Annotated in this window: 19 protein-coding genes and 1 pseudogene; 6 read left to right on the forward strand and 14 right to left on the reverse strand. The window is 66.0% G+C overall.

What is annotated here, in order from left to right; all coding sequences use genetic code 11:
* Window positions 1-173 precede the first annotated feature (173 nt).
* Together NGK62_RS00060 and NGK62_RS00065 are read left to right on the forward strand one after the other, a co-directional pair.
* Window positions 174-2147 carry a bifunctional diguanylate cyclase/phosphodiesterase gene (locus tag NGK62_RS00060; RefSeq protein WP_059379008.1) on the forward strand — a complete coding sequence of 658 codons (1974 nt, stop codon included), beginning with the start codon at window positions 174-176 and terminating at the stop codon, window positions 2145-2147.
* A gap of 95 nt (window positions 2148-2242) precedes the next feature.
* Window positions 2243-3688, forward strand: coding sequence for a sensor histidine kinase (locus NGK62_RS00065; protein ID WP_251876990.1), 1446 nt, complete (start codon window positions 2243-2245; stop codon window positions 3686-3688).
* A gap of 15 nt (window positions 3689-3703) precedes the next feature.
* Here NGK62_RS00065 and NGK62_RS00070 read toward each other — a convergent pair whose 3' ends face one another.
* The 3 genes from NGK62_RS00070 to NGK62_RS00080 form a co-directional block, all read right to left on the reverse strand.
* Window positions 3704-4423, reverse strand: coding sequence for a response regulator transcription factor (locus NGK62_RS00070; protein ID WP_054458575.1), 720 nt, complete (start codon window positions 4421-4423; stop codon window positions 3704-3706).
* 214 nt (window positions 4424-4637) lie between these two features.
* Window positions 4638-6125 carry a protein adenylyltransferase SelO gene (locus NGK62_RS00075; protein ID WP_118933145.1) on the reverse strand — a complete coding sequence of 496 codons (1488 nt, stop codon included), beginning with the start codon at window positions 6123-6125 and terminating at the stop codon, window positions 4638-4640.
* Window positions 6122-6493 (reverse strand): DUF2069 domain-containing protein, encoded by a 372-nt coding sequence (locus tag NGK62_RS00080; RefSeq protein ID WP_118933146.1) that lies wholly within the window; start codon window positions 6491-6493, stop codon window positions 6122-6124. Before NGK62_RS00080 ends, NGK62_RS00075 begins: the two co-directional genes overlap by 4 nt.
* A gap of 17 nt (window positions 6494-6510) precedes the next feature.
* Between NGK62_RS00080 and NGK62_RS00085 the strand changes: the two genes are divergently transcribed.
* Together NGK62_RS00085 and NGK62_RS00090 are read left to right on the forward strand one after the other, a co-directional pair.
* On the forward strand, window positions 6511-7824 hold the full coding sequence (locus NGK62_RS00085) for a YihY family inner membrane protein (RefSeq protein ID WP_251876992.1): 1314 nt from the start codon (window positions 6511-6513) through the stop codon (window positions 7822-7824).
* 38 nt (window positions 7825-7862) lie between these two features.
* Window positions 7863-8321 (forward strand): CBS domain-containing protein, encoded by a 459-nt coding sequence (locus NGK62_RS00090; protein WP_054458582.1) that lies wholly within the window; start codon window positions 7863-7865, stop codon window positions 8319-8321.
* Window positions 8322-8349: 28 nt separating this feature from the next.
* On the opposite strand, the gene dusA is transcribed toward NGK62_RS00090, so the two are convergent.
* Window positions 8350-9366: a tRNA dihydrouridine(20/20a) synthase DusA gene (dusA, locus tag NGK62_RS00095; RefSeq protein WP_082401337.1), complete on the reverse strand. Its 1017-nt coding sequence runs from the start codon at window positions 9364-9366 to the stop codon at window positions 8350-8352.
* A gap of 197 nt (window positions 9367-9563) precedes the next feature.
* Here dusA and NGK62_RS00100 point away from each other — a divergent pair, with 197 nt between their 5' ends.
* Window positions 9564-10532: a homoserine kinase gene (locus NGK62_RS00100; RefSeq protein WP_059379000.1), complete on the forward strand. Its 969-nt coding sequence runs from the start codon at window positions 9564-9566 to the stop codon at window positions 10530-10532.
* 65 nt (window positions 10533-10597) lie between these two features.
* Window positions 10598-11401 (forward strand): BPSS1780 family membrane protein, encoded by an 804-nt coding sequence (locus NGK62_RS00105; RefSeq protein WP_059378995.1) that lies wholly within the window; start codon window positions 10598-10600, stop codon window positions 11399-11401.
* Window positions 11402-11410: 9 nt separating this feature from the next.
* On the opposite strand, the pseudogene NGK62_RS32370 reads toward NGK62_RS00105, so the two are convergent.
* The 10 genes and pseudogenes from NGK62_RS32370 to NGK62_RS00155 form a co-directional block, all read right to left on the reverse strand.
* Window positions 11411-11644: pseudogene (locus tag NGK62_RS32370) on the reverse strand (DUF192 domain-containing protein); the annotation flags it as partial.
* Window positions 11641-12513: a type II secretion system F family protein gene (locus NGK62_RS00115; RefSeq protein ID WP_251876994.1), complete on the reverse strand. Its 873-nt coding sequence runs from the start codon at window positions 12511-12513 to the stop codon at window positions 11641-11643. The pseudogene NGK62_RS32370 and the gene NGK62_RS00115, both read right to left, overlap by 4 nt.
* Before the next feature lie 14 nt (window positions 12514-12527).
* The gene (locus NGK62_RS00120) at window positions 12528-13373 is read right to left on the reverse strand and encodes a type II secretion system F family protein (RefSeq protein ID WP_251876996.1); all 846 of its coding nucleotides are present in this window, start codon (window positions 13371-13373) and stop codon (window positions 12528-12530) included.
* Window positions 13370-15070 (reverse strand): TadA family conjugal transfer-associated ATPase, encoded by a 1701-nt coding sequence (locus NGK62_RS00125; protein ID WP_251876998.1) that lies wholly within the window; start codon window positions 15068-15070, stop codon window positions 13370-13372. Before NGK62_RS00125 ends, NGK62_RS00120 begins: the two co-directional genes overlap by 4 nt.
* Entirely contained in the window at window positions 15067-16437 is a 1371-nt protein-coding gene (locus NGK62_RS00130) for a type II and III secretion system protein family protein (RefSeq protein ID WP_373428988.1), read from the reverse strand. The genes NGK62_RS00125 and NGK62_RS00130 overlap by 4 nt, the downstream gene beginning before the upstream one ends.
* Window positions 16434-17288, reverse strand: a complete 855-nt coding sequence (gene cpaB / locus NGK62_RS00135) for a Flp pilus assembly protein CpaB (RefSeq protein ID WP_251877000.1) — start codon at window positions 17286-17288, stop codon at window positions 16434-16436. Before cpaB ends, NGK62_RS00130 begins: the two co-directional genes overlap by 4 nt.
* The gene (locus NGK62_RS00140; protein ID WP_251877002.1) at window positions 17285-18079 is read right to left on the reverse strand and encodes a hypothetical protein; all 795 of its coding nucleotides are present in this window, start codon (window positions 18077-18079) and stop codon (window positions 17285-17287) included. Before NGK62_RS00140 ends, cpaB begins: the two co-directional genes overlap by 4 nt.
* On the reverse strand, window positions 18076-18693 hold the full coding sequence (locus NGK62_RS00145; protein ID WP_251877004.1) for a pilus assembly protein: 618 nt from the start codon (window positions 18691-18693) through the stop codon (window positions 18076-18078). Before NGK62_RS00145 ends, NGK62_RS00140 begins: the two co-directional genes overlap by 4 nt.
* Window positions 18690-20108 carry a pilus assembly protein TadG-related protein gene (locus tag NGK62_RS00150; RefSeq protein ID WP_286012307.1) on the reverse strand — a complete coding sequence of 473 codons (1419 nt, stop codon included), beginning with the start codon at window positions 20106-20108 and terminating at the stop codon, window positions 18690-18692. Before NGK62_RS00150 ends, NGK62_RS00145 begins: the two co-directional genes overlap by 4 nt.
* A complete protein-coding gene (locus NGK62_RS00155) occupies window positions 20105-20371 on the reverse strand; it encodes a hypothetical protein (protein ID WP_054458606.1) in 267 nt (88 codons plus the stop codon). The genes NGK62_RS00150 and NGK62_RS00155 overlap by 4 nt, the downstream gene beginning before the upstream one ends.

Below are 20371 nucleotides of genomic sequence, written 5' to 3' on the forward strand. Positions count from 1 at the left end.
TTCGGCACGTTCTGTGACATGTAGAATTGCTGTACCACTGATGTATTAGTGACTCGTATCACACCCGTATCCAGGCCCTCTAGCGCTGATCGCGATCCGACGCCATTCCATCCGGACAACTGGCAGTCCTCAGTTCAGGCCACGCAATGGCCAGGAAGGGAACCTCCAAATACATGTCCACTTTCCGCCGGCTCCTTTTCTTCACTGCCCTCCTGATCGGCCTGGTTCTGCTCGGCGCACAGACGGTGGGGATGCTGGCCGCGCACCGCTATCTGAGCGCGCAGTTGGCGCAGCAGAGCGACGACGGCGCCAACGCGCTGGCCTGGGCCTTGTCGCATGCGACTGCCACCCCCGATGAACGGACTGCGCTGGCGGATGAAATGTTCGCGGGAGGGGACTATGCGCTGGTGCGCATCACGGACGACAGGGGCGCGCCCGTCATCGAGCGCCAAACGCCGCAAACCGATCCGCAGACCAGAGAGTACGATTGGCGTGACGCCTGGCTGAACATGGTCGCCCCCGTCGTATCGCGGCCCTACTCGGCCCCGGACGGCAGTTCACGAGGTGTCGTGACCGTACAAGCGGATTCGCGGACTGCTCGCGATACGCTATGGCAAGGCGGCGTGCGGGTCCTCGGATTGATGCTGGCCGCGGGCCTGCTATGGGTCCTGTTCTCCGTGAACCTGGCGCGGCGGATTGAAGCTCGCACCTCGCGCGACATCTGTGAGCGCGTGCGCGCGCTGGCGCCGGGCAACCGCAACACATTGAACGGCGCCTGCGAACTGGCGGGCGTCGACCAGGCGCTGGTGGACGCGCAACGCATAGTCGCCGCCACGGTCCAGGAACAGAATGCGCGGATCGAATCGCTACAGAGCGAAATCTACAGGGATCCCGTCACCCGGCTGCACAACCGCAAGTATTTTGTCGACCAGTTCAGATTGGCGCTGGCGGACAAGGACCCTGACGCGGGCGGCCATCTGCTGATGTTCCGGCAACGCGACTTGGCGCAGATCAACCGGCATCTCTCGCGCGCCTTCACGGACCAGTGGCTGCGCTCGTCTTCCGACCGGCTGCGCAAGCTGGTCGCTGAATTCGGCGGTCCGGGAGCCATGCTCGCGCGCATCAGCGGTTCGGATTTTGCGCTGCTGCTGCCCCGCGCCTCGGCGCCTCAAGCCAGCCTGCTGGCCGAGCGGGTGCGGCGCGAACTGCGCTCGCTGCGCGTGCCCATGGACAAGCACGAATCCTGCCGCTGGGCCTTGGCGATGGCCTCCTACGCGCCAGGAGACGGCATGAGCGACACGCTGGCGCGGCTGGACCACGCCCTGATGTGCGCCGAAAGCGCCGACGACGACCAGATCGCCCCGGCCAGCCGCGCGCCGGACAGCACGCACATCGGCGAATACAGCTGGCACGACGCGCTGGTCACCGCGCTCGAACAGCACAGGTTCTCCTTGTCCGTGCAGCCTCTGCACGATCTTTCCGGCAGCCTGCTGCACCAGGAAGCCAGCCTGACCCTGCACGACACCAGCGACGCGGATCCCGTGCCGGCTACGATCTTCATGCCTCCCGCCGTCCGCCTCGGCCTGTCCGCAGAATGCGACATACAAGCCATCCGCCTGGGGCTGGACTGGCTGTACGCGCGCCCCGGCGCGCTGGCAGTGCCAATTTCGCTGGCATCGATCGCCCAGCCTTCGTTCCAGTCCAGGCTCCAACGCATGCTGGCCGACCGCCCCGCCCTGAGCGCGCGCCTGATCGTTGAAATCGACGCGGCGGCCCTGGCCGCGCAGGGAACCGACTTGCACCCGCTTTGCGACATCGTCGTGGCTGCAGGCGCCCGCGTCGGCGTAAGCCGACTGTCATACCAGTTCGGCGCCATCGAGCACCTGCACGAATTCCCCTTGTCCTATCTGAAGCTATGTGGCGGCTTCATCACCGGCCTGCTTCACAGCCCGGGCAGCCAACACCTCGCCGCCACGGTGGTGGCCACGGCGGCCGCACTGAATATCGCGGTCTACGCCGAGGACGTGCCAGACATTGCCACGCAGAATGTCCTGGCGGGCCTGGGCGTGCATGCCATGCGCGGGCCTGTCGTAAACTCCGCCCAGGCGCATGATCTCGCGCCTGCTCATCCATGGGTTTCCAGTTGACGGAAGGCATGCTGCTTCGCATCTGTTGGCTTTTTCGCGCTCTCTGGCCGTCCCGCCTGCGGCGCACCGGTAACGCCTCCGCGGTTCGGCAAGCCATGCTGCCTCGCGGGGGGATGCTGCTATGCGCCCTGCTCGGTCCCGACGCGGCCCTGGCCTACGGCATGGGCGTTTCACACGAAGACCTGCATCTGGGCCTGACCGCCGGTGTCGCCACGGCCTGTGCCGTAGCCTGCGCGGTCACATGGGCGGCCACCCGCAATGCCATTTTCGGCGCGGGACTGGCCTTCATGTTGGTCGAGGGAGTGTTCCGCTCCATACCCGCGCTGTTGCCGGCGGCGGCGCTACAGGCCGGCTCCTATGCCGCCCTGCTGGCGCTCACTGCACCAATCCTAAAAGAAACAGCCGCCGACAAGCTGGCGACAGCCTGCCGCTGGGCCAGCCTGGCCCTGATGATAGTGGCGATACTGGCGTTGATCCTCGCGTACGACCCAGGCAACGGTGTCATGTCCGCCGCGATCGCCGGGGCCTGCGCCATCGCCAGTCTGCCGCTGGCCACCTGGCTCATGGTCCGCGCCGCCAGCCCGTCGCCAGCAAGAGCGGTCGCGCTGACCTTGGCCGGCGCCTATGGCATCTCGGCCTGGTTGCTGGGGCAGGACGCCTGGCAGCCGCAGGCCGCAGCGGGAACGTTCGCCGAATTGGCGCGGTTGCTGCTGGTGTCGAGCGCCTTGATCCTGCTGGCGATCAATCAACAGGGCCACCCGCAACAGGGATCGAAACGCAAAGACCACGAACACACCGACGCGGAACACCTGGCCCAGGGCGAGCTGCGGCTGGCCGAACTGGCCGGCGCGCTGGATACGCAGCGCCAGATGAACGCACTGATCTCGCACGAACTGCGCGCGCCGCTTGCCACCGTCAGCGCGGCAGCCCAGTCCCTGGACATGATACTTGCCGAGAGCGGCGAGGCCGTGGACAACCGCTTGGCGCGCATACATCGGTCGGTCACCCGCATGACCGAACTCATGGATCAGCTGCTGAACCAGGACAGGCTGGGCGAACAGGCCTGGACGCCGCGCGGAGAGCAAACGGACATGGCGGATCTGGTGCTCGATGTCGTCACCGCCATGCAGCCCGACACCGCGCATGCGCTGATGGTGCAAGCCAGCGCCTCCTTGCCGGTCTACTGCGACCGCCCGCTGACCAGCGTGGTGGTGCGCAACCTGATTCACAATGCCATCAAATATTCGCCGGCGAATGAGCCCGTGCGCATAGAAACCGGTGAAGCCCGGGTGGGAGCCATTCCCATGGCGTGGGTCGCCGTCACCGACCGCGGCCCGGGCATAGGCTTGGAGGAGCAAGCCAAGATCTTCGAGCCACATTTCCGGCGTACGGCGCACCGCGAAACCCAGGGCATGGGTATCGGACTCTACCTGGCCCGGCGCATCTGCGAGAACCAGGGCGGCACACTGACCGTGGAAAGCGAAGTCGGCGTGGGCACGCGTTTCGTCGTCACCCTGCCCGCCAGCGCTCCGGCGGCTTGACCGCCCCTGGCGTCTTCAGGCCGCGAACACGTAACCCTGGCCGCGCACCGACAACACGGGCAGCTTCAGGCCCGCGCTTTGCGCCTTGGCGCGCAAACGGCTGACCAGCACGTCGATACGGCGCAATTCAAAGCCGCCCGGGCTGTCCGGCAGGAACAATTCCGCCAGGACCTGACGGCTGACCGCGCTGCCGGCGGCATCCATCAGGGCGACCAGGAAGGTCCGTTCCTGAGCGCTCAGGTGCAGCGAGGCGCCATCGGGCGCAACCAGGATCCAGCCTCCGTCCTGCAGAGACCACGACGTGTCGGCGGTGGCGCGCGTTTCCGCATCCACCGGCCGCGGAGCCTTCGCCAGGCGCATCCGGCGTGCCAAACTGCGGATGACGGAACTGAGTTCCAGCAGGTCCACAGGCTTGGTCATGTAGACATCGGCGCCGCCTTCCAGGCCGCGCACCCGGTCTTCCAGCGCGCTACGGCCTGTCAGCATGACGATACCGACGGGGCTGAGGGCGCGCAGGCGGGTCGCCACGGAGAAACCGTCTTCCCCGGGCAGGTGGGCGTCAAGAATGACGATGTCGCAGGGCTGTTCCTGCAACCGACGATAAAACGCCGCGGCATTATCACAGGCGAATGCCACCCGGAAACCATAGCCACCCAAGCCTAACGCCAACTCCTCCCGGAAGTCGGCGTCATCCTCAAGCAGACCGATACACAGCAAACCATCTGCGCCAGCCATATTTAGAGTGCTTTATTTTGAAGATTATCGACAAATGCCCCGCGGACGCAGCGTCCCGGGTATTCCGTTGGCGACAATCTTACGTCTTTTACAATGGAAACGAATGATTGCAAGGAAAAAAACTGCGATATTCCTTGTCCAAACGGTTATTTTCCCGTAAATCGCAGGAAAATCGCTTTCGCAAATGTCCCAGTTGTACGGCTGGCGGCCGGTTTCAAGACGAACAACTGACCTCCAGACTGCCCGCCCAATCCGGCGGTAAACCCGCATACCGCTCATATCCCCGCTGGGCCTCGTAGGGGTTGCGCAACAGCTTCATCAAGGTATCGATCTCGCTGGCGTCGCCCGTCTTGGCCGCCCGGATCGCCTCTTCCGCCAGGTGATTGCGCAGCACGTAGAGCGGATTCACGCGATTCATGCCGGCGGTTACATCCTGCATCAGCCGGCCGTCCTGTGCGTGCCGCGCCATCAGGCGATCCAGCCAAGCTCCTGCCGCGGGCCGGTCGATGAACAGGTCTTCGAACGCGCTGCGCTGGCCGGACAAGGCATCGGCAAGGCGACGCCAGGTCAACGTGAAGTCAGCCTGATTGGCGTCCATCAGCTTGAGCAGGTCGTCCAGCAGCGGTTCATCGGCCGGCGTCCAGGCGGCCAGCCCCAGCTTGGCGCCCATGCGGTCATGGAAGGCGCGCGTGAAGACCGGCTCGAATTCATCCAGGACGGCCCGCAGGCCTTCCACATCCTGCGCCAGCGTGTGCAGGCTGCCGCCCAGGCGATAAAGGTTCCAGAGAGCGACGGACGGCTGGCGGTTCCAGGAATAGCGCCCTTCCGAGTCCGAGTGATTACAGATATGGCCCAGCCGGAAACCATCCATGAAACCGTAGGGACCATAATCCAACGTCAGTCCCAGTATGGACATATTGTCGGTATTCATCACGCCATGGCAGAAGCCCACCGCCTGCCAGTCCGCCATCAGCAGCGCCGTGCGCCGGGTGACGGCACGCAGCAGGTTGATATAGGGCAGCGCCTCGTTCGAGGACTCGCCCGTTCCGGCTTCCCTGCATTCCGGGTAATAACGGTCTATGACGTAGTCCGCCAGCGTCTTCAGCATATCGGGCTGGCGCCGCGAGGACCAATGCTCGAAAGAGCCGAAGCGCACGAAACTGGGTGACATGCGCGTCACGATGGCGGCTGTTTCCACCGTTTCCCGCATGACCGGGTCGTCGGAAACCACCAGCGCCAGCGCCCGCGTCGTGGGCACGCCCAGCCCATGCATGGCCTCGCTGGCCAGGTACTCGCGCACCGACGAACGCAACACCGCGCGGCCATCGCCCATGCGCGAATACGGCGTCATGCCCGAACCCTTGAGCTGCAACTCCCAACTGCCCCGCGGCCCCTCGACCTCGCCCAACAGATGGGCGCGGCCATCGCCCAACTGGCCGGCCCAGACGCCGAACTGATGGCCGCTGTAGACCGCCGCCAGGGTGTCGCCGCCCGGCAGCGGCTGGGCCCCGGAAAACACGCTCAGGAACTCGGGCGTGGACAGGAGCGACGGGTCCAGGCCGATCAGTTCCGCCGCCTCCGCGTTACCGTGCAGCAGGCGCGGATTGTTCAAGGCCTGGGGCGCAAGCCGGGTATAAAAGGCCGCAGGCAAGGCGGCAAACGAGTTGACGACGCGCAGGTCGGACAGCGTACGGGCGCTCATGCGCGTTGCCTCCTGGCAGCCCGCTTGGCGGGCCGCACGTAGAAAATGGCGCTAAAAAAGAAAATGGCCGACAGCAGGATCTCTCCCCAGGCCATCAATACGGACAGCGGAGCCGGATCCGACATGGCCCGCACCGCCCCCTCCATCAGGTAGAGCAGCGACAGCATCGACGCCCACTGGTAGGTATAGAGATTGCCGCGCAGGATGCCGCGCAGCGGAAACGCCAGCGGCAGGGCCTTGAGCAGCATCCAGGAACCGCCCGGCCGCAACGGCGCCACCACGGTCTCCCAGGTGACGCAAAGCACGATCAGGGCGAACAGCGAAACCGAGGCCAACAGGCGCAAACGGGGGTTGAGTTCAGGGTTCATGCTGCTATTATCGCCTGATGAATCGCCCTGCCGAGCCTGCCGCCACGACGCCGGCGGCCACCGAGCACTCGACCTCGCGCTCTTCATGGATCGCGAGGGCCGGACGTGTTGTGCGCTTCAGCGCCGAACGCGCCAGCGAAGAGAAACTGCTGCAAGTCGCGTCCAGCCTCACCTTCACGACCGTCCTGGCCATCGTGCCGATGCTGGCCGTGGTTCTGTCGCTGTTCACCGCCTTCCCGGTATTCCAGGAATTCCGCGTCGCGCTCGAGGATTTCCTGACCAACAGCCTGATGCCGCCGTCCGTGTCGGACAACATCATGGACTACCTGAACCAGTTCGCGCGCCAGGCTTCGCGCCTGACCGCCATCGGCGGCGCGTTCCTGCTGATCACCTCGCTGTTGCTGATCATGACGATCGACAAGGCGTTCAACGACATCTGGCACGTGACGCGCCAACGTCCGCTGCGGCAGCGCGCGCTGGTGTACTGGGCCATCATCACGCTAGGACCGGTCGTGGCCGGCGCCAGTCTTTGGGCGACCTCGTTCGTGGCTCGCGAATCGCTGGGGCTGGTCCGGGACGTGCCCGAAGCCGTCAGCGTCGCGGTGTCGTTCATCCCGCTGGTGTTGACCGCGCTCGGTTTTGCCGCGCTGTTCGTCATGGTCCCGAACCGCGAGGTGCTCTGGCGCGATGCCCTGGTCGGGGGCTGCGTGACCGCGATCGTGCTGGAAATCATGAAGTCGGCTTTCGCCTACTACCTGACCCGCTTCCCCACCTACACCATTATTTACGGCGCATTCGCCACCCTGCCCATCTTCCTGCTCTGGATCTACCTGTCATGGTTGGCCGTGCTGCTGGGAGCGATCCTGGCGTCGAGCGCACCGCTGATCCGCCTGGGCCGCTGGGAAATCAACCGCTATCCCGGCGCTCCCTTCGTGGACGCCGTGGATGCGCTGCGCACGCTGCGCCAGGCGCAGACGGCGAATCCGCCAGGCCTGCCCGCCAATCTGCTGGCCGCGCAATTGCGCCTGCACCAGGACGAACTGAACGAAGTCCTGGAAACACTGGCTGAAATGGGCTTGGCGACGCGCAGTCCCGAAGGCCTCTGGGTTCTGACTTGCGACGCCCGCAAAACCTCGATGGAACCCGTGGTGGACAGTTTTCTGCTGGACCGCGGCCAGCCCCGGGTCCGCAATGACCCGGAAATATTGCGAGTCGCATCGGCCGTGATTTCCCAGCAAAATGCGCCCACGCTGGAAGAAGTCTGCGGAGAAGCGCAAAATACCGAAAATGGAATCGCTCCCGTGCTGCAGCTGGAAGCGAAAAAAAATTAGCAAATAGGATCAGGGCGCAGTCCGCCCAGGAGGAACCGATGTTGAAGGTCAGCGAGATTTTGCGCGTCAAGGGCGATACGCTCTATACGGCGTCGCCCGACATGCCTGTGTCCCAGGCCGTGCAAACAATGAGCGAGCAGGACATAGGCTCGCTGGTGATCATGGAATTCGGGACGCTGACCGGCATGCTCACGTTCCGCGAGATCATCCGCCACATGCATGCGCATGGCGGCGCCGGCGACACCACCATCCGCTCCATCATGGACGATGCCCCGGTCAGCGTGTCCCCAAACACCAGCGCCGACGAAGTGCAGCGCCTGATGCTCGAAAAACACGCGCGCTACATCCCGGTCATGGATGGCCCCACCTTGATGGGCGTCATTTCGTTCTACGACATGGCCCAGGCCATCGTCGCGGCCCAGCAGTTCGAAAACAACATGCTGAAGGCCTATATCCGCGACTGGCCCACGGAAAGCGCCGAACCGGCCAAGTCCTGAGCCCGCGGCCAGCGCTGCTGGCCCCCAGTCAAACCCCAGCCGGCGCCGCTTCGATCGCGGCGCCGCGCATATCCGGCGCATGCCGCTGGCTGCGCCAGGCGTCATAGATCAGTTCAGGGTTGTTCGCGGCCAGCAACGCCGGATCGGACAACATGCGACGCCAACGGCGCGCACCGGACTGGCCGTTCACCAGCCCCAGCATGGGCCGCGTCATCACCCGCAAGGGTACGCCCCGCGCGACCTGCCGCGTTGCGTATCCCATCATCGCGTCCACCACCTGCGCATCACTGGGCAACCGCAGCGACGGCCATAGCTGCAGAGACACCTCGGACAGCACCCGCGGCGTGTGCCAGGCAGCCCGGCCCAGCATGACACCATCGAAGTCGCCCGCGGCGCGCACGGACTGCTCGGCGTCGGCCAGACCGCCGTTGAGCACGAACGTGCAATCCGGAAAGTCGCGCTTCAATTGGCGCACCACGTCATAGCGCAGGGGCGGAATCTCGCGGTTGTCCTTGGGCGTCAGACCCTTCAGTACCGCATTGCGGGCATGGGCGATGAACACCCGGCAGCCGGTGTCGTAGATCTTGCCGACGAAATCACGGACAAACGCGTAGGACTCGTCATAATCCAGGCCAAGCCGGTGTTTGACGGTGACCGGGATATCCACGGCGTCCTGCATGGCCTTCATGCAATCGGCCACCAGGGCCGGTTCCGCCATCAGGCAGGCGCCGAACGCGCCCTTCTGCACCCGTTCCGACGGGCAACCGCAATTCAGGTTGATCTCGTCGTAACCCCATTTTTTGCCCAGCCTGGCCGAATGCGCCAGCGCGTCGGGTTCGCTGCCGCCCAATTGCAGGGCCACGGGATGCTCGGCCTCGTCAAAGTCCAGGTGCCGCTCGACATTGCCGTGCAGCAACGCGCCGGTGGTAATCATTTCCGTGTACAAGCGTGCGCGCGGCGCCAGCAGCCGGTGGAAATAACGGCAATGGCGGTCGGTCACATCGATCATCGGGGCGACGCACAGCCGCCAGTCGGGGGAGTCCAAGAATCACTCTACAAAACAAGGGGATGCGGTATTTTACGGTGCTTGGCGGCTTTGTGTCTGGCAGGCGGCTGCGTCCGCTCCGCCGGATGGCGGACGGACTGATCCGCCATGTGGTCTAAAATTGCGCCGCCGCAGCCGAAACAGGCTTGCACGCGCGCCCGTCCACCCGCCCGTCAACCCCTAAATCCCGCACATCAATGGCCGTATTCACCCCTGTCTCCGAAGACGACGCTCGCGCCCTACTGGCGCATTTCGATCTGGGCGAGTTTGTCTCGCTTCGGGGGATTACGGCGGGTATCGAGAATACCAACTACTTCCTGTACACGACCCGCGGCGAGTATGTGCTGACGCTGTTCGAGGTGCTGACGCAGGCCCAACTGCCGTTCTACATCGAACTGATGTACCACCTGGCCGAGCGCGGCATTCCCGTGCCCCGGCCCCAGACGCTGCGCGACGGCACCCGCCTGACCACCCTGCACGGCAAGCCCTGCGCCATTGTTTCGCGCCTGCCGGGCGGCTACGAACCCGCGCCCGGCGCCGCCCATTGCGCCCTGGCCGGCGCCACGCTGGCCCGCGCCCACCTGGCCGGACGCGACTTTCCGCTGCACCAGCCCAACCTGCGCGGACTGTCCTGGTGGCTGGAAACGGCCCCCAAGGTCATGCCCTTCCTGGAACCGGCGCAGGCTCAGCTGCTGTCGTCAGAGCTGGCCGACCAGCAAGCCGCCGCCGCGACGCCGGCCTGGCAGGCATTGCAGACCGGTCCGGCCCACTGCGACCTGTTCCGGGACAACGTCCTGTTCGCCGGCACCTTCGAGGATCCGCTCATGGGCGGCATCATCGACTTCTACTTCGCCGGCTGCGACACCTGGCTGTTCGACGTGGCGGTAAGCGTCAACGACTGGTGCATCGAACGCGACACCGGCGAATTCGTGCCCGAACTGGTCGAGTCCTGGCTGGCGGCCTATGCGGCCGTGCGCCCGTTCACCGATGCGGAACGCGAGGCCTGGCCGCTGATGCTGCGCGCCGCCGCGCTGCGCTTCTGGATATCGCGCCTGTACGACTTTTTCCTGCCGCGGCCGGCTCAGACCCTCAAACCGCACGACCCCCGGCATTTCGAAAGAGTGTTGCAAGCGCGCCACCGCCCGGGCCTGCCAATATTGCCGTAACCGTTGCTCCCCCCATAATGGGGCTAGAACGTCCCTTTTTGAGAGATCACCCCCTTTAAAGAGCCATGCAAGCAGCATTCCTCCCCGCGACATCCGGCTGGCAATGGGTCCGAGACGGTTTCCGTCTGTTCCGCAAGCAACCACTGGCCATGTTCACCTGGGCCATGGCCATCAGCCTCCTGGTCATCTTCGCCACGGCGACGCCGCCGGTCGGCCCCATATTGGTGGTGGCGCTGATGCCCATCATCACGCTGATGACGCTATCGGCGTGCAAGCACGTCGAAGCCGACCGCATCATGCTGCCCTCGATGTGGGCCAAGCCGCTCAAGCAGCCCGGCGTGTTCCGGAAACTGTTCCTGATGGGGTTGCTGTATGCAGCGCTCTGCATTGCGACCGGCCTGATCATCTTCCTGCCGTTCACGGACGCGATGGTCGAAGGCATGCGCATTGCCTCCGTGGAAAAGTCCATGGAACCCATCCTGTCTGCCATGGCCGTTCCGCTGACCTTGTTCGCGATCGTGTACGTCATAATCGCCGCACTATTCTGGCACGCTCCCGTCCTGGTCGCCTGGCATGGGCTGCGGCTGATCCAGGCCCTGTTCTTCTCCGGCATCGCCTGCTGGCGCAACAAACTGCCTTTCCTGGTCTACGGCGCCACCTGGATCCTGGTGTTTCTTTTCATTGACCTCTGCGCCGGCCTCCTGGTCGCCATCGGTCTGTCACCCCAGCTTGCCGGCACGCTGCAGATTCCGTTCAATATCGCCGCGGGTGGCGTGCTGTACTGCAGCTTCTATCCTGCCTATACCTCCGTGTTCGGTATCGAGAACGCCAGCGCGCATCTCGACGACGGCAACGGCGCCCAGGCATGACGCCACGCGGCAGGGCGCCAGCGCCCTGCGCACCGCAAGCACCCTTCCCTGCCGCGATATGAATGCCACGTCGATGGCATAGCGCATGCCAAAGGTATGCACCGCGGCGCAAGGCATCAACAAGATGCCGGACCGCGGCCCAGGCGGCTTGCGTCCCAGCAGGCCCCGCGCGCGGCCGTAGCAGCTGGCGACTTTGAGCAGCCTGAGTCCGCTGCGCGGCGCCGGCGGCTGGCCGCCAGTCATTGCACGCTCTGCAGCAATTGCACCATCACAGGAAAGGCCAGCACGATGAACGTGCAGGGGAAGATGCAGCCGATCAGCGGCAGCAGCATCTTTACCGGAGCCTGCATCGCCAGCTGTTCCGCCCGCACGTGGCGATCGCTGCGGGCTTGCGCCGCCTGTGCGCGCAACACTGGCCCCAGGCTTATCCCGAGAGCTTCGGCCTGCGCCAGGGCGGCCGCCCAGTTGCGCGCAAGCGGGCTATTGCTGCGTTCCGCCAAGGCCTTGATCGCCGCGGTCCTGGAGACTCCCGCACGCATCTCCGCCAATGCGTCGGCCAGGGCATCCCGCAGTATGCCCTCCGGCCCGCTCTGGGCTGCCATCTGCAATGCCCCGTGCACGCTCAGCCCCGCCTCCACGCACAAAGTCATCATGTCGAACACGAAAGGCAAGTCGCGTTCGATGCTGCGCCGCCGGTTGCGGCCCAGACTGCGCAGCCAAAGCCCGGGCGCGGTGCCTGCCGCCAGCGCGGACGCTACCATCCAAGGAATCCACTCCCAGGTCTGCGATTGCGCCAGAAGGATGGCTGCCGCCGCCGTCACCCCTCCGGCAGCCGCGGCCGCACTCCAGCACAGCGCCGCGACATGCGCGTAGCTGATGCCGGCGGGCAATGCCGCCCGCTCGATGGCGCGGGTCAGCCGTATGCGCCAACGCCAGGAACATAGAGGCCCCGCCACGGGCGCCACCGCCGAAATCCAGGGCCAGGCCGCTCGCCACCACCAAGGCAAGGCAGACGAAGCGCCCTCGCCATCCAACGACAATGGCTTCAAAACCACCCACGCCAGCCATCCCGCGGCCAGCGCGGCCGTCAACAGGCTCAAGTACAGCCACATCGCATCTGCTCCCGTCAGATATCGATCCGGACAATGCGCCGGATCAGCAGCATGCCCGCGGTCTCCAGTACCGCCACGATGGCCAACACGCCCCAACCCACGGGCGTATGCCACAGCAAGCCCATGATTTCCGGCTCCAGGCGGTCGAGCACGGCAAGCAGCAGCAAAGGCAAAGCCCCCACGATCCAGGCCTGCATGCGTCCTTGCGAGGTCAGCGCCTGCAGCTTCGCCTGCAACTGCAGGCGGGCGCGCAAGGTCTGCGCGATACTCTCCAGCGCCTCCGCCAGGTTGCCGCCCGTCTGCGCCGCAATGCGCATGGCCGCTACGACGAGCGCGGTCGAATCGGCCGGCATGCGGCCACGCAGGTTCTCAAGCGCGCTGTCCCATGGCACTCCCATGCGCTGTTCACGCAACATCAGGCCCAACTCCTGAGCCAAGGGCGCGCTGCTCTGCTCGACGACATGGCGCAGGCCTGTGGTCAATGCCACCCCCGCGCGCAAGGCAGAGGCGAGCATCAACAGCGCCATCGGCAGTTGTTGCTCGAACCGCCGGGCACGCCGGCGCCGCAACGCATTCACCAACGTCCGAGGCAGGTGCGAAGCAAGCGCCGCAGCGACGGTGGCGACAAAGCCGCTGCCCGTCGCGGCGAAGGCCAGTGCCGCCGCCATCGCCGCGCAAGCCACCGCGCCTGCCCACAATTGGGCTGGGTCTATGAACAAAAACACCTCGCTCAGACGCAGGCCCGCCTCCTGCGTGTAGACCTCGCGGTAGCGGCGCAGCGCCGGCGCAAACCAGTGTTGAGCACGCCACGCCAGTAGCAGCACGCATACCATGGCGGCCCCCGCAGATAGCCAGATCATGCCGTTCCTTGCGCAAAGACAGCGGTCCCCGGCGCCGCCTGCTCGGTGTTGGAGAACCAGGCGGGATCGAAGGCCTCCTCGACCTGCGTCCATTCGCGCATGAAGCCGGGCAAGGCCCCGCAGCCGGTGAAGCCGCGCACGCGGTCGTAGCGGAACAGATCCTGGAGCTGTATGCGTCCGCTTTCCATGCCCGTGATCTCCGCTATCGACGTCACGACGCGGCGCCCGTCGCCCAGCCTCGCCTGCTGCACCACGATGTCCACGCTGGCTGCGATATGTTCGCGCACCGCAACCAGAGGCAGATCGAGTCCCGCCATCAGAATCATCGATTCCAGGCGCCCCAGCGCGTCGCGCGGCGAGTTGGCATGCAGCGTCGTCAGGGAGCCTTCGTGCCCGGTGTTCATGGCGGTCAACATGTCGAATGCCTCCGCCCCGCGGCACTCGCCCACGACGATCCGGTCTGGCCGCATGCGCAATGCGTTGCGCACGAGCTCGCGAATGTCGATGCGTCCGCGCCCCTCCTGGTTGGCCGGACGCGCCTCCAGCGCCACCAGATGATCGTGGTTCAGGCGCAGCTCCGCCGCATCCTCGATGGTCACCACGCGCTCACCGTCGGGAATCTCGTTGGACAGGATGTTGAGCAACGTCGTCTTTCCCGCCCCGGTGCCTCCGGATACCACCAGATTCCTGCGCATCCTCACGCAGAGCGCCAGGAATTGCGCCATGGCGCCGCTCAGCGAACCCGCAGAGATCAGATCGGACATTCCGGGGCGCCGCTGCGGAAACTTGCGTATGGTCAGGCTGGCGCCCCTGAGAGCGACCGGCGGAATGATGGCGTGCACCCGGGACCCGTCAGCCAGGCGCGCATCCACCATGGGAGAACTTTCGTCGATGCGTCGCCCCAGGGGCGTGACGATGCGCTCGATGACCCAGCGCAGCGATTGCTCGCTGGTAAAGATCGCCTGATGGCGCGACAAGCGGCCGGCACGTTCGACATAGATCTCGTCGTGGCGGTTGACCATGATCTCTGTGATGTCGGCAGCGGCGAGCAAGGGCTCCAGCGGCCCCAGGCCGACCGCTTCGTCGAGCACCTCGCGGCAAAGCGCGGCCCGGTCCGCCCCGGGCGGCAAGTCGGTGTCCGTGGCGACGATGTGCGTCAACAGCCGTTCGGCCTCGGCGCGCAGCATGCTGTCGCTCATGCCCGCCACGTCAAGGCGGCGCAGATCCAGCGCCGCCAGCAGCGCCGCGTGCAGGCGCCGGCGCTCCTGCAGCGGATTTGGCAGCGGCAGCACCGGCATAGGCACTGGCATCGAAGCCGCGGGCAACATCGGCGATTCCTGCACGGCAGCCGTGTCGCGAGCCGCGCCGCCAGCCGCCGCGCCGTCCGATCCCCCGGCGCGCTCCGGGACGTCCGCTAACGACATCCGCAGCCGGCAGGGCCCGATCAGTATTTCGTCGTCGGGCAACACCGGCGCGTGGCGCACGATCCGCGTCCCGTTCACCAGGGTTCCGCCCAACGTGCCCAGGTCTTCGAGCACGATCCCGACCGCTTCGCGCGACAGACGGGCGTGCTGGCGCCCCACCCTCCAGTTCACGATGCGCACGCCGCAATGCGCGCCCCTTCCGATCAACACGGGAGCAGCCACCGTGGATCTGTGCACGGAGGCGTCCTCGAACATCATTTCCACGTCGATCATGGCCGAGTCTCCGAAGAAAAAATCGGCGCGCCGTCTTGCGGCGAGCCCCACTGCGAACCGGCGCCGGCGTGGGCATCCCACCCTGCCGCGGCAGGCACGGCGGTGCCCAGGCGAGGCGGCACGGGAAAAGCCGCTTCAAGTACGCCACGTCCTCGCCGCACCCGGTCTGCCATGGCGGGCTCGGCCTGCGTAATGAGTTTGGGCGTCACGAATATGGCGAGTTCGGTTTCCCGCAATTGATAGCGCCGGGACGAAAACAAGGCTCCCAGGACCGGGATGTCTTTCAGCCATGGCAGACCGTCGCTGGTCTCGTCCCGCTCGCGCGACAGGAAGCCACCGATGACCAGGGTATCGCCGGAGCGCACGTTGAACTCGGTGGATGCGCGGCGCGTGCGCAACGCCGGTCCGCCCGGCACGCTCAGCGCGTTGTCCACCGAACTCGCTTCTACCTCGATCAAGGATCGGATGACCCCGTTGCGGTCGATGCGAGGGGTGATCCTGAGCATGACGCCATAGGGCTTGAACATCGTGGTCGAGTTGCCGCGCGTGTCGGTCGACGCGTAGGGAACCTCTCCACCGGCCAGGAAGGTGGCGCTGGCCCCGCTGCGCGCAAGCAGTTGAGGTTGAGCCAGCATGACGGCCTCCCCGCTTTGCGCCAACATCGCTATCCGGGACGACAGCAACGCATTGACGCCGAAATAGCCAGCCGCCGAAGAGACCGGACCCACTGTTTCTATGATCCCTTCGCCCGGACGGTTCATCCGCCCCCGCGACCCCGCATCCCAGGCCAGGCCAGCGTTGATGCCGCCTTGGGACAGCCCGTCCCAGCGCACGCCCAGATCCCTCAGCCTTGAGGTGGGGATTTCCACGACCTGCACATCCAGCTGCACCATGCGGTCCCAGCCCACTTGCCCGGTAAAGTCCAGTACGGCGGGATAGCGGTCCGCCAGGGCCGTGATGCGCAATCGATCATCGTCGGACAGGTCGTCGCCTTCGATCAGGATGCGGCCGCCCACCTCGGTACTGCGCGCGCCGGGGATGCGGGCAAGCAAGGCCTCGACCTCCGCGCGCAGACGCGGCGCTCCGGCCGGCACGACCCTCAGTTCATAGGCCTTGGCGCGCCCGCCATTCGCCCAGACGTGCAGGGACGAAACACCCTCGGCACGGGCAAAGACCACGACCTCGCGCCCTTCGGCCTCGATGGCGCCGATTACCTGGCCATTGCCTATCGCCACGCGCTTGACCCCGGGGTGCGACAGAATCCGCGTTTCACCCACCTGAAGTTCGATTGCCTCATCCTCCGCGCGCACTGCGGGACTGGCCAGCCAGAGCACGCAGGCAAGCATCCTGACGACGACGCGTCTCATGGCCGCTCCCGTTGAAGTCGAGCCGCGACTGCACTTTCCACATCCATTGCTCCTGCGCCTGCCGAGGGGTCCAGCCTGTCTCCGTACAGGATGGCCACACCCGGCGCATTCCGGGGTTCCTGGTCCAGTCCGACCAGCGAGGCAAGGTCGCCCTGCGCTGCACCGCTGACCACTGCGGCATCGTCGCGATGGCGCAACATCGCTGTCAGCGCCCCGCTCTGCCGCGCCGCCACGAATCGCATGGCCTCATCCGGCGTTGCGGCCAAGGTGATATTGCCGCCCTTGCTTTCACCCTCGGCGTCGCCCCCCACCATCAGCACACGCATGCCTTGCAAGAGAGGCACCGTCAGCTCCCGCTGCCGATGCGAAAAACTCACGTAGATATCGATGGCATCGCCCACGCGCAATACATCCGCCAAGCCGCCCAGGTCCGTCGCCGCCACCGTCAGCGCGCGTTGCCCGCTGCGCAAGCGGGACGCCAAGGCAGGGGCCGGAGGACTGAACGTCAAGTGTCCCCGCAGCAAGGGCTCGCCATTGGCGACATCGGCGAGCAAGGTGGCGCCAAGCAGGCTGGAAAGATCCAGGGGATCGATGCTGGCCCGGGACACCCAAGGCTGCGGAATCTCGCGCACGGCCAGGTGCACCTCTTCGAGTTGCGTGCCAGCGGGCAGGTCGTACGCCGCGACCAGCCGGCTGACCATCGGCGTGCGCGCCTCCGCCTCCAGCGCCTGGACCCGCTGCTGCACGTGTTCCCGCACCGCCCACGCGGATACCAGACCCGCGATCAGCGCAATGGCATACACGCCCATTCGGCGCAGGCGCGGCACGACCTGGGTGATCCAGTGCGTCATGGCGCTCTTCCGCTGACCAGAAGCCCGCTGCCGCCGTCCAACGGCACCAGCGACAGCCGCATGCGCGAGCCAGAGCGGACCCACCAATGCGCCGAATCCTCGGAGACGGGCAGGCGACGCCAGCCGTTCTGAAGCAGACGCTCCTCCAGCTGCGCAGCCAACTGTCCCGGGGGCTGCGCATATTGCCAGATTCGCTCGGAAACGCGCACGCCCTCCTCCGTCAAAGCAACGTCCAATCTGAGACGCCCCCCGGCGGGCAGCCAGGCAGGGGTAGCGCTGTCAGGCGCAGCCAGCAGGCTGACCGCTGAAATGCTTCCGGCTGTCCGACGCGAGCCCAGGCCTTCAAGGTGGACGACCCATTGCTCCTGCCCCACCTGCCCCGAGAGGATGGCCTGGCCGGAAAACACGTTGAGATTGGCCAAGGCCGGCTGCTGGGCGGACAGATAGCGGATCAGCTCCGGCGTGCTGAGCGGCGCATCGAATACCAACACGCGCGCCGGGATTCCATGCAGCCAGATGCTCTCCGCCAACAATCCGCGACGCGAACCTGCCGGAAGACGCAATGCCTCCAGCGCAGCAACGCCTGGCCGGTTTCTGCCGCCGCCCCCGAACTCCCCGCCGCCCGTCGCAAGATCCTGAGCTGCCGCGACATTGCGCCCCCCTACCGCCGCGACAGCCAGGGCGCCGGCCATCAATAGGCGCAGCGTCTTTGCCATGGCCAAGTTTCGCCGGCCGTCTTCCCTCTGCAGGGCCGAACCGGCAAGAGACGCAGACCAGCGCAGTCCGATCATTTGCCCGCTCCCTTGCGGCTGACCAGCCGCTCCCCAGGCACCACATCCGCCCATTCGGACAACCAGTCCAGCGACAGGCCGGGCCTGCGCCAGGGTCCGTCCAGGCGATCGACAACAGGTTTCAAGCGTCGGGCCTCGGCCAACGAGGCGCGTTCCGCCCTGTTCCAGGATGTAGGCGCCCGGCCGATCCTGCGCTGCGTGTCGGCATCGCCGTGCGCATAGCCGGCGCCGCTTGCCACATGCGTGCGGCGGGCGATGCGCAACCAGGCCGCGCTATCCCGATCGAAGCGCGCAGCGCTTGCCGTTACCGACAGCAGTTTCAGATCCGCGCCGAACCATTCGTCCTGCAAGGCCTTGACCTGTGCCGGCGCGATACCCGATAACGCGCTGGCCCTGCCCGAGAGCGCCATGCCGCCGGGTACGGACGAATTCCGCACGGGTTGTCCCAAGGCGCCGGCCATCGCGGTCTTGCGGCTGGCCTGCGCCATTTCCTGCGCCGTGAACTGCAATCCGCCAATCCAGGACGCTGCCCAAAGCAGCAGGGCCAGCAGCGGCAGCATCAGCAACGCTTCGACCAGAGCCTGCCCTTGCTGGCGCGCGGGAATCCGGTTCATGGCGCCCGCCTTGCCTGCGCGGCCTCTGCGGCGCTGACGGCGGACAAGCGCGCCTGCCAGTAAGGGCGAAAAAGCGTGGCAAGTTCATCACGGCCATCGGCCCGCCGTTCCGGCCGCGCAAAGTAGGTTTCCGCCGCAGAAGTGACGGTGACGGCGTCTTCCGGTCCCAGCGCGGCATAACGGAACGCCCCCAAGGGCGTGCGGACTGCGCTGTCGCCATTCGTGGTTTTCAAGGATGAACCGGCAAGCCCGACGGCCACCGCGAAACGCAGGGGACTGCTGCTGCGTGGCAAGGCGATGTCGCGATAAGCTGGCAGACCCCGCCCCGGCCAGCGCTGAACGGCTGCCATGGCGTACGAGTTGGCCAACGGATTGGTGACGTCGTCGAGCAGGTCCCATCTGGCCAACAGCTCCACCCAGCGCCAGAAATCCTGCTCGGAAAAATCGAACGGCGGCTCTTCCACGTACGTCAAGCCTTCGGGCGCCTTGATCTTCTGGCCTTGCGCCGTGCCCCAGCCCATGGCGTATTCGCGGAAGTAGCAGCCTCTCCAGCGATTGAAACGCAGCGCATGGTAGGACTGGGTATCGAGAGCGCCCCACCGTCCATCCGGCCCCAACCAGGTGGAACCCCGGCGCCGCAACTCGTGGCGATACAAAGGGCATAGCGGATGCACCATCCACGGATTGCGGCGCGTGGCGCTGCGGCGGTCGAGAAAGCCATAGCGTGCCGCCGCTTGCTCGACGGCCGGCCGCAAACCCGCCTCGCGTGTGGCCAGACGACGCCCCACGAACCCAGGCCATTCATCGGTCAACAGCCGCAGGCTTGCGCCCCGGACATGCGCAACATCGACGCCCGGCGACGGACCATCGTCCGACAGATTGGCAAACAGCACCTTCTTCATGATGCGCTCACGCGAAGCCGCCAAACCTGCGACAGCGGACGCCGCGGCAGCCTCCAGGACCTGGTGAACCACCCTGTCATGCTCGCCAAACGCGGACGCGAGTCTCTGCTCGGCCTCGGGCACGGCCCGCACCGTTTGGTAGGCTGCCCCCACATCGGGGCCGAACAACATGGCGATCAGGCCCGCGGGCGGATTGCGCCGATCGCGCTGCGACTGCATGGTGCGGGCATACTGCGCCGATGCAGCCAGCGTGACCAGATGCGCCATGGCGACCTGATGCGCGATCTGTGTGCGGTTGATATAGGCCAGGGCGTTGAGCGCGCGCGCTTGCTCCAGCGCCCCGCTGTAGGCGGCCGCGTCCGCGGCATGCGTCAGCCGCTGCCGCGCTCCCACGGTTTGCCCCAAGTTGTACAGCACGACCAGGGACATGCCTCCCACCGCGGCCATCAACAGGCCCAGGACCAGCGCCTGGCCGCGCTGGTGGGCAAGCGGTGCGCAAGAACGCGTGTTCACTTCGCATCCGTGGCATTGCCGGTGAAGGATTTGAGTGAACGGGCCTTGGTCTGCGCCGCCGCCTTTTGCGCCGCCTGTTGTGCCGCGCGGCTCTGCGCGCCGCCGTCTTCGCCGGCCAGTTCACGCGCCATGGCGGCGGTCTGCGATCGCACCACCTGGCCGAAGTACTGATACACCGCGATGGCCGCCACCGCGACCAAAGCCACGACCACCACGTATTCCGTCATACCCTGTCCCGACTGACGCTTGCGCAACCCTGACAT

The organism is Achromobacter sp. Marseille-Q4954, from assembly GCF_943737025.1.
In the GTDB taxonomy this organism is placed as follows: Bacteria; Pseudomonadota; Gammaproteobacteria; order Burkholderiales; family Burkholderiaceae_B; genus Achromobacter; species Achromobacter bronchisepticus_A.

Bases quoted from the DNA above. Each gene is read 5' to 3' on its own strand.
- NGK62_RS00060 (WP_059379008.1), top strand. From the start codon at position 174: ATGTCCACTTTCCGCCGGCTCCTTTTCTTCACTGCCCTCCTGATCGGC.
- NGK62_RS00065 (WP_251876990.1), top strand. From the start codon at position 2,243: ATGCTGCCTCGCGGGGGGATGCTGCTATGCGCCCTGCTCGGTCCCGAC.
- NGK62_RS00070 (WP_054458575.1), bottom strand. From the start codon at position 4,423: ATGGCTGGCGCAGATGGTTTGCTGTGTATCGGTCTGCTTGAGGATGAC.
- NGK62_RS00075 (WP_118933145.1), bottom strand. From the start codon at position 6,125: ATGAGCGCCCGTACGCTGTCCGACCTGCGCGTCGTCAACTCGTTTGCC.
- NGK62_RS00080 (WP_118933146.1), bottom strand. From the start codon at position 6,493: ATGAACCCTGAACTCAACCCCCGTTTGCGCCTGTTGGCCTCGGTTTCG.
- NGK62_RS00085 (WP_251876992.1), top strand. From the start codon at position 6,511: ATGAATCGCCCTGCCGAGCCTGCCGCCACGACGCCGGCGGCCACCGAG.
- NGK62_RS00090 (WP_054458582.1), top strand. From the start codon at position 7,863: ATGTTGAAGGTCAGCGAGATTTTGCGCGTCAAGGGCGATACGCTCTAT.
- NGK62_RS00100 (WP_059379000.1), top strand. From the start codon at position 9,564: ATGGCCGTATTCACCCCTGTCTCCGAAGACGACGCTCGCGCCCTACTG.
- NGK62_RS00105 (WP_059378995.1), top strand. From the start codon at position 10,598: ATGCAAGCAGCATTCCTCCCCGCGACATCCGGCTGGCAATGGGTCCGA.
- NGK62_RS00115 (WP_251876994.1), bottom strand. From the start codon at position 12,513: ATGTGGCTGTACTTGAGCCTGTTGACGGCCGCGCTGGCCGCGGGATGG.
- NGK62_RS00120 (WP_251876996.1), bottom strand. From the start codon at position 13,373: ATGATCTGGCTATCTGCGGGGGCCGCCATGGTATGCGTGCTGCTACTG.
- NGK62_RS00125 (WP_251876998.1), bottom strand. From the start codon at position 15,070: ATGATCGACGTGGAAATGATGTTCGAGGACGCCTCCGTGCACAGATCC.
- NGK62_RS00130 (WP_373428988.1), bottom strand. From the start codon at position 16,437: ATGAGACGCGTCGTCGTCAGGATGCTTGCCTGCGTGCTCTGGCTGGCC.
- cpaB (WP_251877000.1), bottom strand. From the start codon at position 17,288: ATGACGCACTGGATCACCCAGGTCGTGCCGCGCCTGCGCCGAATGGGC.
- NGK62_RS00140 (WP_251877002.1), bottom strand. From the start codon at position 18,079: ATGATCGGACTGCGCTGGTCTGCGTCTCTTGCCGGTTCGGCCCTGCAG.
- NGK62_RS00145 (WP_251877004.1), bottom strand. From the start codon at position 18,693: ATGAACCGGATTCCCGCGCGCCAGCAAGGGCAGGCTCTGGTCGAAGCG.
- NGK62_RS00155 (WP_054458606.1), bottom strand. From the start codon at position 20,371: ATGTCAGGGTTGCGCAAGCGTCAGTCGGGACAGGGTATGACGGAATAC.